Source organism: Bacteroides fluxus YIT 12057 (genome assembly GCF_000195635.1).
GTDB classification, from domain to species: Bacteria; Bacteroidota; Bacteroidia; order Bacteroidales; family Bacteroidaceae; genus Bacteroides; species Bacteroides fluxus.
The window spans coordinates 18,682-32,955 of the sequence record NZ_GL882634.1 but is presented as its reverse complement, the minus strand read 5'-3'; the positions used below and the strand labels follow the sequence as shown (position 1 = coordinate 32,955).

Annotated in this window: 15 protein-coding genes and 1 riboswitch; of the genes, 14 read left to right on the top strand and 1 reads right to left on the bottom strand. The window is 48.3% G+C overall.

The window, feature by feature from the left end; translation table 11 throughout:
- The first annotated feature begins 129 nt into the window (after positions 1-129).
- From fabD to thiD, 9 genes are all read left to right on the top strand, one after another.
- Complete coding sequence (gene fabD / locus HMPREF9446_RS09460) at positions 130-1,017, top strand: ACP S-malonyltransferase (RefSeq protein ID WP_009125393.1); 888 nt, start codon at positions 130-132, stop codon at positions 1,015-1,017.
- A gap of 303 nt (positions 1,018-1,320) precedes the next feature.
- Positions 1,321-1,411, top strand: a riboswitch (TPP riboswitch).
- A gap of 69 nt (positions 1,412-1,480) precedes the next feature.
- On the top strand, positions 1,481-1,678 hold the full coding sequence (thiS, locus tag HMPREF9446_RS09455) for a sulfur carrier protein ThiS (protein WP_009125392.1): 198 nt from the start codon (positions 1,481-1,483) through the stop codon (positions 1,676-1,678).
- Positions 1,679-1,680: 2 nt separating this feature from the next.
- On the top strand, positions 1,681-2,334 hold the full coding sequence (locus tag HMPREF9446_RS09450; protein ID WP_009125391.1) for a thiamine phosphate synthase: 654 nt from the start codon (positions 1,681-1,683) through the stop codon (positions 2,332-2,334).
- Between the two features lie 30 nt (positions 2,335-2,364).
- Positions 2,365-3,141 (top strand): thiazole synthase, encoded by a 777-nt coding sequence (locus HMPREF9446_RS09445; RefSeq protein WP_039968963.1) that lies wholly within the window; start codon positions 2,365-2,367, stop codon positions 3,139-3,141.
- 11 nt (positions 3,142-3,152) lie between these two features.
- Positions 3,153-4,847 carry a phosphomethylpyrimidine synthase ThiC gene (gene thiC, locus HMPREF9446_RS09440; RefSeq protein ID WP_039968961.1) on the top strand — a complete coding sequence of 565 codons (1,695 nt, stop codon included), beginning with the start codon at positions 3,153-3,155 and terminating at the stop codon, positions 4,845-4,847.
- A 57-nt stretch (positions 4,848-4,904) separates the two neighbouring features.
- Positions 4,905-6,056 (top strand): 2-iminoacetate synthase ThiH, encoded by a 1,152-nt coding sequence (gene thiH / locus HMPREF9446_RS09435; protein WP_009125388.1) that lies wholly within the window; start codon positions 4,905-4,907, stop codon positions 6,054-6,056.
- 1 nt (position 6,057) lies between these two features.
- Positions 6,058-6,753 (top strand): HesA/MoeB/ThiF family protein, encoded by a 696-nt coding sequence (locus tag HMPREF9446_RS09430; protein ID WP_009125387.1) that lies wholly within the window; start codon positions 6,058-6,060, stop codon positions 6,751-6,753.
- A 46-nt stretch (positions 6,754-6,799) separates the two neighbouring features.
- A complete protein-coding gene (locus HMPREF9446_RS09425) occupies positions 6,800-7,420 on the top strand; it encodes a thiamine phosphate synthase (protein WP_009125386.1) in 621 nt (206 codons plus the stop codon).
- Between the two features lie 18 nt (positions 7,421-7,438).
- Positions 7,439-8,257 (top strand): bifunctional hydroxymethylpyrimidine kinase/phosphomethylpyrimidine kinase, encoded by an 819-nt coding sequence (gene thiD, locus HMPREF9446_RS09420; protein ID WP_009125385.1) that lies wholly within the window; start codon positions 7,439-7,441, stop codon positions 8,255-8,257.
- Here the strand turns inward: thiD and HMPREF9446_RS09415 are convergent.
- On the bottom strand, positions 8,254-8,889 hold the full coding sequence (locus tag HMPREF9446_RS09415; RefSeq protein ID WP_009125384.1) for a DUF4476 domain-containing protein: 636 nt from the start codon (positions 8,887-8,889) through the stop codon (positions 8,254-8,256). The genes thiD and HMPREF9446_RS09415 overlap by 4 nt on opposite strands.
- A gap of 173 nt (positions 8,890-9,062) precedes the next feature.
- Between HMPREF9446_RS09415 and HMPREF9446_RS09410 the strand changes: the two genes are divergently transcribed.
- The 5 genes from HMPREF9446_RS09410 to HMPREF9446_RS09390 all read left to right on the top strand — a co-directional run bounded on the left by HMPREF9446_RS09410 (position 9,063) and on the right by HMPREF9446_RS09390 (position 14,255).
- The gene (locus HMPREF9446_RS09410) at positions 9,063-10,184 is read left to right on the top strand and encodes a DUF362 domain-containing protein (protein ID WP_009125383.1); all 1,122 of its coding nucleotides are present in this window, start codon (positions 9,063-9,065) and stop codon (positions 10,182-10,184) included.
- Between the two features lie 64 nt (positions 10,185-10,248).
- Complete coding sequence (locus HMPREF9446_RS09405) at positions 10,249-10,758, top strand: hypothetical protein (protein WP_009125382.1); 510 nt, start codon at positions 10,249-10,251, stop codon at positions 10,756-10,758.
- A gap of 76 nt (positions 10,759-10,834) precedes the next feature.
- The gene (locus HMPREF9446_RS09400; protein ID WP_009125381.1) at positions 10,835-11,770 is read left to right on the top strand and encodes a DUF362 domain-containing protein; all 936 of its coding nucleotides are present in this window, start codon (positions 10,835-10,837) and stop codon (positions 11,768-11,770) included.
- Positions 11,771-11,800: 30 nt separating this feature from the next.
- Entirely contained in the window at positions 11,801-13,354 is a 1,554-nt protein-coding gene (locus tag HMPREF9446_RS09395) for a 4Fe-4S binding protein (protein ID WP_009125380.1), read from the top strand.
- Positions 13,355-13,445: 91 nt separating this feature from the next.
- Positions 13,446-14,255 (top strand): patatin-like phospholipase family protein, encoded by an 810-nt coding sequence (locus tag HMPREF9446_RS09390; RefSeq protein ID WP_009125379.1) that lies wholly within the window; start codon positions 13,446-13,448, stop codon positions 14,253-14,255.
- Positions 14,256-14,274 lie beyond the last annotated feature (19 nt).

Genomic DNA, 14,274 nt, shown 5'->3' with positions numbered 1-14,274 from the left:
CGATGAACAATATTTCTTAAATGAAAAAGCCGTGAGGGGATTGCGCAAAAAAAGTTCATTTGTGCGGTGGATATCATAAAAACCTTTACCTTTGCATCACTTTTATTAAACATTAAAAAATAAGTTAGTATGAAAGCATTTGTATTTCCGGGTCAAGGTGCCCAATTCGTAGGCATGGGAAAAGACCTGTACGAAAACTCGGCTTTAGCCAAAGAACTTTTTGAAAAAGCAAATGATATCCTCGGATATCGTATTACAGATATTATGTTCAACGGTACGGATGAGGACTTGCGCCAGACCAAGGTTACCCAGCCTGCCGTATTCCTTCATTCCGTTATTTCCGCCCTCTGCATGGGCGACGAGTTCAAGCCGGAAATGACTGCAGGTCACTCACTGGGTGAATTCTCCGCATTGGTTGCAGCCGGTGCATTGAGTTTTGAAGACGGTTTGAAACTGGTGTATGCCCGTGCCATGGCTATGCAAAAAGCCTGCGAGGCACAGCCCTCCACCATGGCAGCCATCATTGCCTTGCCGGATGAAAAAGTAGAGGAAATTTGCGCCCAGGTAAGTGCCGAAGGTGAAGTTTGCGTGGCAGCCAACTATAACTGTCCGGGACAGATTGTTATTTCCGGTTCCATAGAAGGCATCAACAAGGCTTGCGAACTGATGAAAGCCGCAGGTGCCAAGCGTGCCCTGCCGCTGAAGGTAGGCGGCGCATTTCACTCTCCGTTGATGAACCCTGCCAAAGTGGAACTGGAAGCAGCCATCAACGCAACGGAAATCCACGCTCCCAAATGCCCCGTTTACCAGAATGTAGATGCCATGCCTCATACTGACCCGGCAGAAATAAAGAAGAACCTGGTGGCTCAGCTGACAGCATCGGTACGTTGGACACAGACGGTGAAGAACATGGTTACCGACGGTGCTACCGACTTTACGGAATGTGGCCCCGGCGCAGTGTTGCAGGGCCTTATCAAAAAGATTGCACCGGAAGCAACGGCTCACGGCATTGCATAATTCTTTAAATATAATATTTTAAAGGAGGTGTGTCAAAACTGATAAAAGAACGCAAATTACACAAATTACACAAAAAAGCGAATCTGATAATCGTTGATTATCAGTAGTCATTAAAAAGCAGGGGTTGTGTTATTTGTGTAAGTTGTGTTCTAAATCTTTATTTTGACACACCTCCTTGTTTGTTTTACGGGCTGTCTCTTTTTCTATTTGCCGCCAAGAGATGAATGAACAAAAAGCAATTATCACAATTAAAAAATGCACTCTTTTGTTTTTTATTTCCGATTTTCCCTTACCTTTGTTGCCGTAAAGACAAAGGGGTGCCCCGACGGGCTGAGATTATACCCTCGAACCTGATGCAGTTAGTACTGCCGTAGGAATTGGATATTTTTTTCTTCACTGAACTTGCCGTAACGGCACTTCTTTGTATTTACTTCCATTGTTTTATTTCTTAATAAACAGAAAAATGAAAGTATTGGTCAACAGCAAGGAAGTGAAAACCGGTGCCACTACCCTTTCACAACTCATCGAGGAACTAGCCTTACCGGCACAAGGCATTGCCGTAGCCGTAGACAACCGTATAGTGCTCCGCACGGAATGGACAACGTATGCCCTCAGGGAATATATGCCCATTATCATCATCAAAGCAGCTTGTGGGGGGTAAGGATGATGAAGGACGAAAAACTGAAAAACGGAAAGCTGCAGTTCATCACGCATTATACGGAACGATATTCGTATCTGGATGCCGCACACATGGCCCTTGAAGGCGGTTGCCGCTGGGTGCAGCTGCGCATGAAAGACACGTCGATGGAAGATATAGAACCTGTGGCTTTGGAAATGCAATCCCTCTGCCGGCAATACGGCGCCACCTTCATCATCGATGACCATGTGGAACTGGCGGGAAAACTGCATGCCGACGGCGTACACCTCGGAAAGAAAGACATGCCCATAGCCGACGCACGCCGGATATTGGGCAAAGAGTATATCATAGGCGGCACGGCCAATACTTTAGAGGATGTACTGCAACACTACGAAGCCGGTGCCGACTACATAGGCTGCGGCCCTTTCCGCTACACCACTACCAAGAAGAATCTGAGTCCGATATTGGGACTGGAAGGATATACAGCCATCATCCGCCGGATGCAGGAGGCAGATATACACCTTCCAGTTGTTGCCATCGGCGGAATTACGATAGCGGATATTCCTGCCGTCATGCAGGCGGGCGTAAGCGGGATTGCCCTTTCAGGCACGGTATTGCACGCCGACAATCCGACAAAGGAGATGAGAAGAATCATCTCTTTAATGGAGAATGGAGAATGAGAAATGAAGAATAAATATATGACAACTGATATGGAAAAATTAGTGATTGCGGGACGTGAATTCAACTCCCGCCTGTTTTTGGGAACCGGAAAATTCAATTCCGATGAAGTGATGGAACAGTCTATCCTGGCATCCGGTACGGAAATGGTGACGGTAGCCATGAAACGCATCGAACTGAATGACAAGGAAGATGACATGCTAGTGCATATACAACATCCCGGCATCCAGCTCCTGCCCAACACTTCCGGCGTACGCAATGCCGAAGAAGCTGTTTTTGCCGCACAGATGGCGCGTGAAGCTTTTGGCACGAATTGGCTGAAACTGGAGATACACCCGGATCCCCGTTACCTGTTGCCGGATTCTGTAGAAACACTGAAAGCTACGGAAGAATTGGTCAAGTTGGGATTTGTAGTACTGCCCTACTGCCAGGCAGATCCCACGCTGTGCAAGAGACTGGAAGAGGCCGGTGCTGCCACCGTGATGCCACTGGGAGCCCCTATCGGTACCAATAAAGGATTGCAGACAAGAGATTTCCTGAGAATAATTATTGAACAAGCCAATATTCCTGTAGTAGTAGATGCAGGTATCGGTGCCCCGAGCCATGCGGCAGAGGCTATGGAAATGGGCGCTTCAGCTTGCCTGGTGAATACGGCCATTGCGGTGGCGGGTGATCCCGTAGCCATGGCGACAGCTTTCAAGCAGGCGGTAGAGGCCGGACGCATGGCATACGAGGCAGGCTTGGGAGTGCAAGCAGATAATTTCGTGGCGGAAGCCAGTTCACCATTGACAGCATTCTTAAATTTATAATGTACAATACAATGAACCAAAAGATAAAATTCCCCCGTTCTGAGAAAGTATATTTACCGGGTACGCTGTTTCCCGAATTGCGTGTAGCCATGCGTAAAGTGGAACAAGTGCCCAGTACGAATTTCGTTGACGGAGAAAAGGTGATTACTCCTAATCCCAAAGTATATGTGTATGATACCAGCGGTCCGTTCAGCGACCCTGCCGTTGAAGTGGATTTGAAGAAAGGGCTGCCCCGCCTGCGCGAGCCGTGGATACTAAAACGCGGCGATGTGGAACAGCTCCCCGAAATAACGTCAGAGTACGGACGCATGCGCCGTGACGACAAGTCACTCGACTCCCTGCGTTTTGAGCATATCACCCTGCCCTATCGTGCCAAAGAGGGGCAATGCTGCACACAGATGTACTATGCCAAGCAAGGCATCATCACGCCCGAAATGGAATATGTGGCAATCCGCGAGAACATGAACTGTGCGGAACTGGGAATAGAGACACACATCACGCCGGAGTTTGTGCGCCAGGAGATTGCCGCCGGACGTGCCTTGCTTCCTGCCAACATCAACCACCCCGAAGCAGAGCCGATGATTATCGGCCGCAACTTCCTGGTGAAGATAAACACTAATATCGGCAACTCCGCCACTACCTCCGGCATTGAAGAAGAGGTGGAAAAAGCCTTGTGGAGCTGCAAGTGGGGCGGCGACACACTGATGGACCTTTCCACCGGAGAAAACATCCACGAAACACGCGAATGGATAATCCGCAACTGTCCCGTTCCGGTAGGCACTGTCCCCATTTACCAGGCATTGGAGAAAGTGAACGGCAAAGTGGAGGCTCTCACCTGGGAAATCTACCGTGACACGCTGATCGAGCAATGCGAGCAGGGAGTGGATTACTTTACCATCCATGCCGGCATACGCCGTCACAATGTGCATCTGGCAGAGAAACGTTTGTGCGGCATCGTGAGCCGTGGCGGCAGCATCATGAGCAAATGGTGCCTGGTACACGACCGGGAGAGTTTCCTTTACGAACACTTTGATGATATTTGCGACATTCTGGCACAATATGATGTTGCCATCTCTTTGGGCGACGGGTTGCGTCCCGGATCTACGCACGATGCCAACGATGAAGCGCAGTTTGCCGAACTCGACACGATGGGCGAGCTCGTACTGCGTGCCTGGGACAAGAATGTACAGGCCTTCATCGAGGGTCCCGGACACGTGCCCATGCACAAGATCAAGGAGAATATGGAGCGCCAGATAGAGAAATGCCACGATGCGCCTTTCTATACGCTCGGCCCCATCGTGACGGACATCGCGCCGGGCTACGACCATATCACGTCCGCCATCGGTGCGGCGCAGATTGGCTGGTTGGGTACTGCCATGCTCTGCTATGTCACTCCCAAAGAGCATCTGGCGCTACCCGATAAGGAGGATGTGCGTGTAGGTGTCATCACCTATAAGATAGCCGCCCATGCCGCCGACCTGGCAAAAGGACACCCCGGAGCGCAGGTGCGTGACAATGCCTTGAGCAAAGCGCGTTACGAGTTCCGCTGGAAGGACCAATTTGACTTGTCACTCGACCCGGAACGGGCATTCAGCTATTTCCATGCGGGTAAGCATGTGGACGGCGAGTACTGCACGATGTGCGGGCCTAACTTCTGCGCAATGCGGTTGTCAAGGGAGTTGAGAAAGGAAAAGCCTCTCCCCTGACCCCATGAAGGTATGTCAACGGAAAAGAGGCCTATATTAATTATATTATAGAACAAAATGTTTTCAGACGAATTAGAAAAAATATCCTGGGAGGAAACCACGGAGCGTATCCATGCCAAGACGGACGCAGACGTGCGCCGCGCCCTCTCCAAAGAACGCTGTGACGTAGAAGACTTCATGGCACTTGTTTCACCCGCCGCCATTCCCTATCTGGAGACGATGGCGCGTTTAAGCAAGAAGTACACCGAGGCGCGTTTCGGAAAGACCATTTCCATGTTCGTGCCTTTGTACATTACCAACTCCTGTACCAATTCCTGCGTGTACTGCGGTTTCCATATCAGCAACCCCATGCCGCGCACCATACTGACGGAGGAAGAGATTGTCAACGAATACAAAGCTATCAAGAGGCTGGCTCCATTTGAGAATCTTTTGCTCGTCACCGGAGAAAATCCGGCAAAGGCAGGTGTTCCCTACATAGCCCGTGCACTCGATTTGGCAAAACCTTATTTCAGCAACCTGAAAATTGAAGTGATGCCCCTGAAGGCCGAAGAGTATGCCGAATTGAAAAGACACGGCATGAACGGTGTCATCTGCTTTCAAGAGACTTATCACAAGGCCAATTACAATCTCTATCACCCACGTGGCATGAAGTCCAAATTCGAATGGCGTGTCAACGGCTTTGACCGCATGGGACAAGCCGGCGTACATTCCATAGGCATGGGGGTGCTCATCGGTCTCGAAAAAGAGTGGCGGACGGACATTTGCATGATGGCCTACCATTTGCGCTATCTCCAGAAGCATTACTGGAAAACCAAATATAGTGTCAACTTTCCCCGAATGCGCCCCTCCGAAAACGGAGGCTTCCAGCCCAATACCGTTATGAGCGACCGTGAATTGGCACAGGTCACTTTTGCGATGCGTATCTTCGACCATGACGTGGATATTTCCTATTCCACCCGCGAACCGGCTTTCATACGCGACCACATGGCTACCTTGGGTGTAACCACCATGAGTGCTGAAAGCAAGACGGAACCAGGCGGATATTACAGCTATCCTCAGACGCTGGAACAGTTTCATGTAAGTGACGAACGGAAAGCCGTGGAAGTAGATGCCACCTTAAGAAGCCTGGGACGCGAACCGGTCTGGAAGGATTGGGATGCCAGTTTTGATTTAGCGTATAGTACTGAAGCTATTAAAAACGACCTTTAAAATGAACAGATATTCCCGCCAGATCAGTCTTCCCGAAATAGGGAAGGACGGACAGAAGAAATTACAGGAAGCACGGGTGCTGATAGTCGGTGTAGGAGGACTTGGGTCTCCTGTCGCCCTCTATCTTGCCGGTGCCGGTGTAGGAACACTCGGATTGATAGATGATGACGTGGTCAGTATCAGTAACCTGCAACGTCAAGTGTTATATACAGAAGCAGAAGTGGGTCAGTCCAAAGTGCAGTGTGCCGCTAAAAGGTTACAAGCCTTAAACAGCGGTATCAATCTGGAGATTTACCCTTTCCGCCTTGACCGGAGCAATGCCGGCGAACTGATAGGGAAATATGATATTATTGTGGACGGGTGTGACAACTTTGCCACACGCTACCTGCTGAGCGACACTTGTGCCTCCTGGGGCAAAGCGTATGTTTATGGAGCCATCCAAGGACTGACAGGCCAAGTCTCCGTCTTCTGCCAGGGTGAACATTCCAGAACCTACCGCGACCTCTACCCGGATGAACAAGGCACGCTGGACATGCCTGCTCCCGACAATTCCGTTGTAGGTACTACCCCTGCCGTCGTGGGCAGCCTGGAAGCCAATGAAGTATTAAAACTGATTTGTGGCTATGGCGAGACTTTGGCAGGAAAACTCTGGACCATTGATTTAAGGACCATGCAATCATACATCTTGTCAATCTGATACCAGCATCCGGACAGACGTTCTGATAAGAAAACCGATAAAGAATATGAAACTGATAGTTATCACTGCCCCGCAATTTTTTGAAGGAGAAGTTGCCGCAATTGTTTCCCTTTTCCGTGCGGGACTGGAAACCATGCACCTCCGCAAGCCAAAAGCATCCATAGAAGAGACCGAAAACCTGCTGCGCCAACTGCCTGCGGAATATATGCAACGCATTGTCACCCATGATCATTTCCAGCTGGCATCTGCATTCGGGCTGAAGGGTATTCATCTGAATGGGCGGAATCCACACGTACCCGCCGGTTATACAGGACACATCAGCTGCTCCTGCCACTCACTCCATGAAGTGGTAAAACGTAAATCGGCATGTGACTATGTATTCTTGAGCCCCATTTATGACAGTATTTCTAAAGAAGGGTACTCACCGGTTTATTCCTGCAAAGAACTTCAAGAAGCATGCCGAGCAGGCATTATAGATTCCAAAGTAATGGCATTGGGCGGAATCAGCCGGGAACATCTTCCGGAAATAGCTGCCTTGGGATTCGGCGGCGCCGCTTTGTTAGGAGACATCTGGAACCGGGCGGCATCTTCCATCCCGTTCCACTTCCGTGAACTGCTTTCCCATACTTGCAATGCCTGTCCTCCTCCTTTAATCATTAATAGTTAATATTCCAATAATCACAATATGCTTCCTCCCGTCATTCTCTCCATCGCCGGCTCCGACTGTTCGGGCGGTGCCGGCATACAAGCCGACATCAAGACCATTTCCGCCTTGGGCGGATACGCAGCTTCAGTCATAACAGCCGTCACCGCACAAAACACAGTGGGCGTACAAGCCGTATTTCCTCTTCCGGATGATATAGTCCGTACACAGATAAAATCCGTTATGGATGATTTAAAGCCCGATGCCGTAAAGATAGGCATGGTCCACAACACATCCCTTGTGCATGTCATTACCGAATGCCTGAAGAAATATCGTCCCCCATTTATAGTTTATGACCCCGTCATGATTTCCACCAGCGGGCGGCATCTGATGACGGAAGATACCATTCAAACCATACAAAAGGAACTTTTCCCTCTTTGTACTCTGATAACCCCTAACCTGGACGAAGCAAGCCTGCTATATGGCAGTCCCATCCATACCATAACGGATATGCAGCGGGCGGCACAGGAATTGTCCCGACAATACAATACCTCTTTCCTTATCAAGGGAGGACATCTGGAGAGTGACGAGATGTGCGATGTGTTCTATCATAATCCCTTGCCGGCAGCAAAGACAGATGCCTCGCCTGCATGCACACTCTATGCCGGTCCGAAGATTGAAAGTCATAACCTGCACGGCACAGGGTGCACACTTTCATCCGCCGTAGCGACATTCCTCGCTTACGGCAACCATCCGGATGAAGCCATCCGTCAAGCCAAAAAGTACATCGGCAAAGCTATCGAATGTGGAAAAGATTTACAGATAGGATACGGTAACGGACCTTTATGGCACTTTTTCTAACGTACTTTCAACAAAGCTTTTGCATCATTTCGTTTGAATAAGGAAGTCAACTCCTGCAATATTTCTTCATAATTTTCCTTATCAGCAATGTGGGGAGCAAATATTCTCAAGACTTTCATCTTGTCGTCATCAAAGGTATATAGTGACATCAGACGCGCACACTGATGACAGCTCAGACTGTTATCTACGGCAAGTTCCTCCATCATTTCAAGCTGGGTATCCTTGAATCCTCTGGCTTTTACATCATTGTAAAAACGCTGGAAGTCTGCTGAACGCATCCCCCTGACAAAAATCGTAGGAGAAGAAACGCTTACCTCATTGGGAACGGAAACAGACAGTTGAGGAGCAGCAAATGAATCCATGGCAACTACTTTATCCCCTTCAAAGCTCACGATAATCGAAGTCCGGCCACTGCTACCGGGCAACACTTTAGTGTATTCCCACTCTTCAATGTTCTGGTCAAAACGACGGTACTGTGGACTGCCTAGTATCTGGGTTATCCCTTGTTTACTCATTCCCTTTTGAATACGTTGCAACACATCCGGAGTTGTGTCATAAAAAAGGTTGGAACAGCTTGTACATACAATTGCGAATACCAGCCACATCATCGTTTTCCTGATTATTTTCATCATTCAGCTTTCTATTTTTAATGTTATACCGCAAAGATACTCAAATACAACAAACCTGTATTTTTCTTTCCCCTATTTCATCAGAGGGATTCCCCTACTTTTTTTATCGATATACCTATTGATATTGAATTTTATCTGTTATTTTTGCAACAACTATCACTATAAATAGGTAAAACATGGAAAAGGCAAAAGTATATTATTCTGATTTGCGTACCTCCCCGAATTCTAACCTTCTGGATAAAATGGAACGGCTGCTAAAACGGGCAGGTATTGAGAAACTACCTTTGAAAGACAACTTTGCAGCCATCAAAATCCACTTCGGGGAACCGGGGAATCTGGCCTATATCCGTCCTAATTATGCGGCACGCATGGCAAATCTCTTGCGCACGCTCGGAGCCAAGCCGTTTTTGACAGACTGCAACACTCTTTATTCAGGGCGTCGTGCCAATGCGGTCGATCATTTGCAAAGCGCTATGGAAAATGGGTTCAACCCGATATCTGCACAGTGCCAGGTTATTATAGGTGACGGCTTGAAAGGTACAGACTACCGGGAAATCCCCTTGAACGGAGAATATTGCCCTGCCCCGAAAATCGGTACGGCCATTGCCGATGCAGATGTCATCATCAGCATGAACCACTTCAAAGGTCATGAGCAGGCAGGTTTCGGCGGTGCCTTGAAAAACTTAGGAATGGGATGCGCCAGTGTAGGCGGCAAACTGGAACTCCATGCCTCCTCGCAACCTAAAATAGATACCGGACACTGTATAGGCTGCAATATCTGCGTGAAACACTGCGCCCATGACGCCGTGCATCTCAATGCACAGCGCAAAGCAGAAATAGACTATGTAAAATGTGTGGGCTGCGGGCAATGTGTGGCTTTGTGCCAACATGACGCAGCGGTAGTCAGCGACTGGGATACATCTGAACGTCTGAACTATAAGATTGCGGAATATTCCCTTGCCGTAGTGAAAGACAAACCTCACTTCCACATCAGCTTCATCATGAACGTTTCTCCTGAATGTGACTGCTGGAACCATAATGATGCCGCCATTATCCCTGACCTCGGTATGCTGGCATCGGCAGACCCCGTGGCCTTGGACAAGGCATGTGCCGACATGGTGACCCAGACTCCCATCTTGCACAGCAACAATGTGCTTTCCACCGAACACCAGCACGACGATTTGTGCGGATGTGACAAATTCCACATGATGCACCCTGATACTGACTGGCTGGCAGGCTTGCGTCATGCCGAGAAAATAGGATTGGGAACCATGGAATATGAACTGGTGAAGATTTAAACCTTTTTGAATTTGAATAATCATATAACAATAGCATATTAATTAATTTCTTAACGTCATACAAATGGAAACATCTACTAAACTTTACTCGCTGTCTTTCGATAATGTAAAGACCTATTTCTTCGCTCTCTTGTTTGTAGCCGGAAATGTTGCCCTGCCGCAACTCTGCCACTTGGTACCCGCCGGCGGACCTACATTGCTGCCCATTTACTTCTTCACGTTGATTGCCGCCTATAAATATGGTTTCCGCGTGGGACTGTTGACGGCTATCCTCTCTCCGGTCATCAATCACCTGCTTTTTGCCATGCCTGCCGCAACCGTTCTGCCGGCCATCTTAATCAAGTCCGGCTTACTGGCTGGAGCTGCTGCCCTTGCTGCACGCTACATCAAAAAGATTTCTTTACCGGCATTGTTAGGTGTTATTCTCACCTATCAAGTAGCAGGAACTGCTTTTGAATGGGCTTTGTGCGGTGACTTTTTCCTGGCTGTGCAAGATTTCCGTATGGGTATTCCGGGAATGCTGATTCAGTGGTTCGGAGGATACGCTCTGTTGAAAGCCATTGCCAAAATATAAAACGACAAACCGAAAGTCCTCACTTCATTGCCGGAGCGAGGACTCTATACCGATAAACATAAAATAAGTTAGCCTTATGGATAGAAGGGATTTTTTGAAAACACTGGCAGTAGCCGGAGCAGCACTGACCGTACAACATTCGGAAGCTATGGATGTGCTGGCACAGACATTTACCAATGCCGGAGGCGGTAAAGTCGATCTTGTCGCCGTAATGGGCGGTGAACCGGAAATCATGTTCCGTCGTGCCATTGCAGAAATGGGTGGCATGAAGGCGTTTATCAAACCCGGACAGAAAGTGGTGGTAAAGCCCAATATCGGTTGGGACAAAGTTCCCGCATTGGCAGGAAATACCAATCCGAAATTGGTGGCTGAAATCATCAAGCAATGCTTTGCAGCCGGCGCCAAAGAAGTTACCGTATTTGACCATACTTGCGATGACTGGCAAAAGTGCTACAAGAACAGCGGCATCGAAGCCGCCGCAAAGGCTGCCGGAGCCAAAGTCATGCCTGCCCATCTGGAAAGTTATTACCGTACAATCTCTCTACCCCAAGGTAAAAAAATGAAGAGTGCCAAGGTGCATGAAGCCATCCTGGACAGTGACGTGTGGATCAATGTCCCCATTCTGAAAAACCATGGAGGCGCCAATCTCACCATTTCCATGAAGAACCACATGGGTATTGTATGGGACCGGGGATTCTTTCATCAGAATGACCTCCAGCAATGTATTGCCGATATCTGTACCTTACAGAAAAAAGCGGTACTCAACGTCGTGGATGCCTATCGGATCATGAAAACCAACGGCCCGCGCGGCCGTTCGGCATCCGATGTAGTACTGACCAAAGGCCTGTTCATTTCGCAGGACATCGTTGCCGTAGATACGGCCGCCGCCAAGTTCTTCAACCAGGTGCGTGATATGCCCCTTGACAGTGTAGCCCACCTTGCCAATGGCCAGGCTCTGAAAGTAGGGACAATGGATCTGGATAGACTGAACATCAAGCGTATTAAAATCTAACGGGATACAAACTCAAAATAAACGGATTTCATGCTAAAGAAAACAAGAATCATCTTATCAGCTTTGTTTTTCGGGTTGATAACTTTCTACTTCCTGGACTTTGCAGCCATATTGCCCCATCAATTCCATGTATTGGCTCATATCCAGTTTGTACCTGCGCTGATGTCACTCAGCCTTTTCATTTTGGTTGCCCTGATAGCATTGACATTAATATTCGGACGGATTTATTGCTCTGTCATCTGTCCGATGGGGGTTTTCCAGGATATAGTCAACCGGATGTCAAAGAAAACAGCCCGAAGAAAAAAACGGTTCCGCTTCTCTCCTGCCAAGAATATACTGAGATGGACTGTACTGGCGGTGACCACGGTTACTTTTTTATGCGGGTTTACCGCTATATTGGGGTTGTTAGATCCTTACAGTGCTTTCGGACGTATAATGACCAACGTTTTCAAACCTGTCTATATGACCGGCAACAATCTATTGGAATCCGTCTTCTCACAGTCCGGCAATTATACATTCTACCAGGTGGACGCTTCTCTGATCAGTATGTCTTCATGCATGATAGGCCTGCTAACCTTCCTGCTGATTGGCTTCCTTGCCTGGAAGCACGGACGTACCTGGTGCAATACAATATGTCCGGTAGGTACCTTATTGGGATTCGTGAGCCGTTTCTCCCTTTTCAAAATACGTATCGATGAGAACAAATGCACACACTGCATGGTGTGCGGCACCCAATGTAAAGCCTCCTGTATTGACAGCAGGAACCAGCGGATAGATTATACCCGTTGTGTGGATTGTTTCGATTGTTTGGACAGTTGCAAGGAAGGTGCTCTTACTTATTCATTGCCTTCTGCCTCATTGAAAAAACATACGGGCGATAATGATCAACCGGAAGTGCCGGCAGATACGTCAAAACGCCGTTTTCTGACCATCGGCCTGGCCGCTACAGCTGCCTCCGGAGCTATGGCGCAGGCTCGCAACAAATGGGGAGCAGGCATGGGCGGGCAACGTAACTGGCAACGCAAACAACGGACACCCATAACTCCTCCCGGTTCGGTGAGTTTGGCACATTTCCAGGCACATTGTACATCGTGCCATTTATGTGTAAGCAAATGTCCTTCCCATGTACTGAAACCGGCATTCATGGAGTACGGTGCGGCAGGCATGATGCAGCCAACCGTATATTTCGATAAAGGATTTTGTAACTTTGACTGTACCGTATGCGGAGACGTCTGTCCCAATGGTGCCATCAAACCATTGACCGTAGAACAAAAACACCTGACACAAATGGGGAAAGTGGTGTTTATGAAAAGATATTGCATCGTTCATACCGACGGAACCAGTTGCGGAGCCTGTTCTGAGCATTGCCCCACCCAAGCACTCTCCATGGTACCTTATAGGAACGGATTGACCATTCCCCATGTTAACACGGATATTTGTGTCGGTTGTGGCGGCTGTGAATATGTCTGCCCTGCCCGCCCCTTCCGTGCCGTATATGTTGAAGGCAACGAAGTTCAACAGAAAGCCCGGCCTTTTGTCGAAAAGAAAGAAGAGGAAGTGAAAGTAGATGATTTCGGCTTCTAATTTTTTAGATTGTCCTTGAACTTTTTTCTTTCAAATTTCTTTCTCCCTCCGATAAAATAAGTAATTTCGTGCCGAACAATATTAAATATACATGGAGGTAGTAAGAAATAACCGGTTCACTAAGAAATATCCGGTAGGGTTTGCTTTAAGTGGCGGTTTCATCAAGGGCTTTGCCCATTTGGGAGTCATGCAGGCTTTACTGGAACATGATATCAAGCCGGACATTCTTTCCGGTGTAAGTGCCGGTGCATTGGCCGGTGTATTCTATGCTGACGGCAATGAGCCGCATAAAGTGCTGGATTACTTTTCCGGACATAAGTTCCAGGACTTGACCAAGCTGGTCATTCCCAAAGTAGGATTGTTTGAATTAGGCGAATTCATCGACTTCTTGAGAAGCAACTTGAAAGCAAAGAATCTGGAAGAACTGAAGTTGCCTCTAATCATTACCGCCACCGATTTGGACCACGGGCGGCTGGTACATTTTCATAAAGGAAATATTGCCGAACGGGTTGCAGCGTCCTGCTGCATGCCTGTATTGTTCGCTCCCGTCAAGATAGAAGGAACCCACTATGTAGATGGCGGCTTGCTGATGAACCTGCCAGTCACCACCATCAGACGCATCTGCGAAAAAGTGGTGGCGGTCAACGTCAGTCCATTGATGGCTACGAAATACAAGATGAACATTGTCAGCATTGCCTTGCGTTCATATAATTTCATGTTCCGTTCCAACTCTTTTGCCGAGCGCGAGAAGGCTGATTTGCTGGTAGAGCCTTATAATCTGGATGGTTACAGCAATACGGAACTGGAAAAAGCGGAAGAGATATTCATGCAGGGCTACAACACTGCCAACGAGGTATTGGAGCGCCTGGCGGCAGACAAAGGCAGTATCTGGAAAGAATAACACAACCATCATACTCTAA

Bases quoted from the DNA above. Each gene is read 5' to 3' on its own strand.
- thiS (WP_009125392.1), top strand. From the start codon at position 1,481: ATGAAAGTATTGGTCAACAGCAAGGAAGTGAAAACCGGTGCCACTACC.
- HMPREF9446_RS09415 (WP_009125384.1), bottom strand. From the start codon at position 8,889: ATGATGAAAATAATCAGGAAAACGATGATGTGGCTGGTATTCGCAATT.
- thiC (WP_039968961.1), top strand. From the start codon at position 3,153: ATGAACCAAAAGATAAAATTCCCCCGTTCTGAGAAAGTATATTTACCG.
- HMPREF9446_RS09410 (WP_009125383.1), top strand. From the start codon at position 9,063: ATGGAAAAGGCAAAAGTATATTATTCTGATTTGCGTACCTCCCCGAAT.
- HMPREF9446_RS09405 (WP_009125382.1), top strand. From the start codon at position 10,249: ATGGAAACATCTACTAAACTTTACTCGCTGTCTTTCGATAATGTAAAG.
- fabD (WP_009125393.1), top strand. From the start codon at position 130: ATGAAAGCATTTGTATTTCCGGGTCAAGGTGCCCAATTCGTAGGCATG.
- thiH (WP_009125388.1), top strand. From the start codon at position 4,905: ATGTTTTCAGACGAATTAGAAAAAATATCCTGGGAGGAAACCACGGAG.
- thiD (WP_009125385.1), top strand. From the start codon at position 7,439: ATGCTTCCTCCCGTCATTCTCTCCATCGCCGGCTCCGACTGTTCGGGC.
- HMPREF9446_RS09430 (WP_009125387.1), top strand. From the start codon at position 6,058: ATGAACAGATATTCCCGCCAGATCAGTCTTCCCGAAATAGGGAAGGAC.
- HMPREF9446_RS09390 (WP_009125379.1), top strand. From the start codon at position 13,446: ATGGAGGTAGTAAGAAATAACCGGTTCACTAAGAAATATCCGGTAGGG.
- HMPREF9446_RS09395 (WP_009125380.1), top strand. From the start codon at position 11,801: ATGCTAAAGAAAACAAGAATCATCTTATCAGCTTTGTTTTTCGGGTTG.
- HMPREF9446_RS09445 (WP_039968963.1), top strand. From the start codon at position 2,365: ATGGAAAAATTAGTGATTGCGGGACGTGAATTCAACTCCCGCCTGTTT.
- HMPREF9446_RS09450 (WP_009125391.1), top strand. From the start codon at position 1,681: ATGATGAAGGACGAAAAACTGAAAAACGGAAAGCTGCAGTTCATCACG.
- HMPREF9446_RS09400 (WP_009125381.1), top strand. From the start codon at position 10,835: ATGGATAGAAGGGATTTTTTGAAAACACTGGCAGTAGCCGGAGCAGCA.
- HMPREF9446_RS09425 (WP_009125386.1), top strand. From the start codon at position 6,800: ATGAAACTGATAGTTATCACTGCCCCGCAATTTTTTGAAGGAGAAGTT.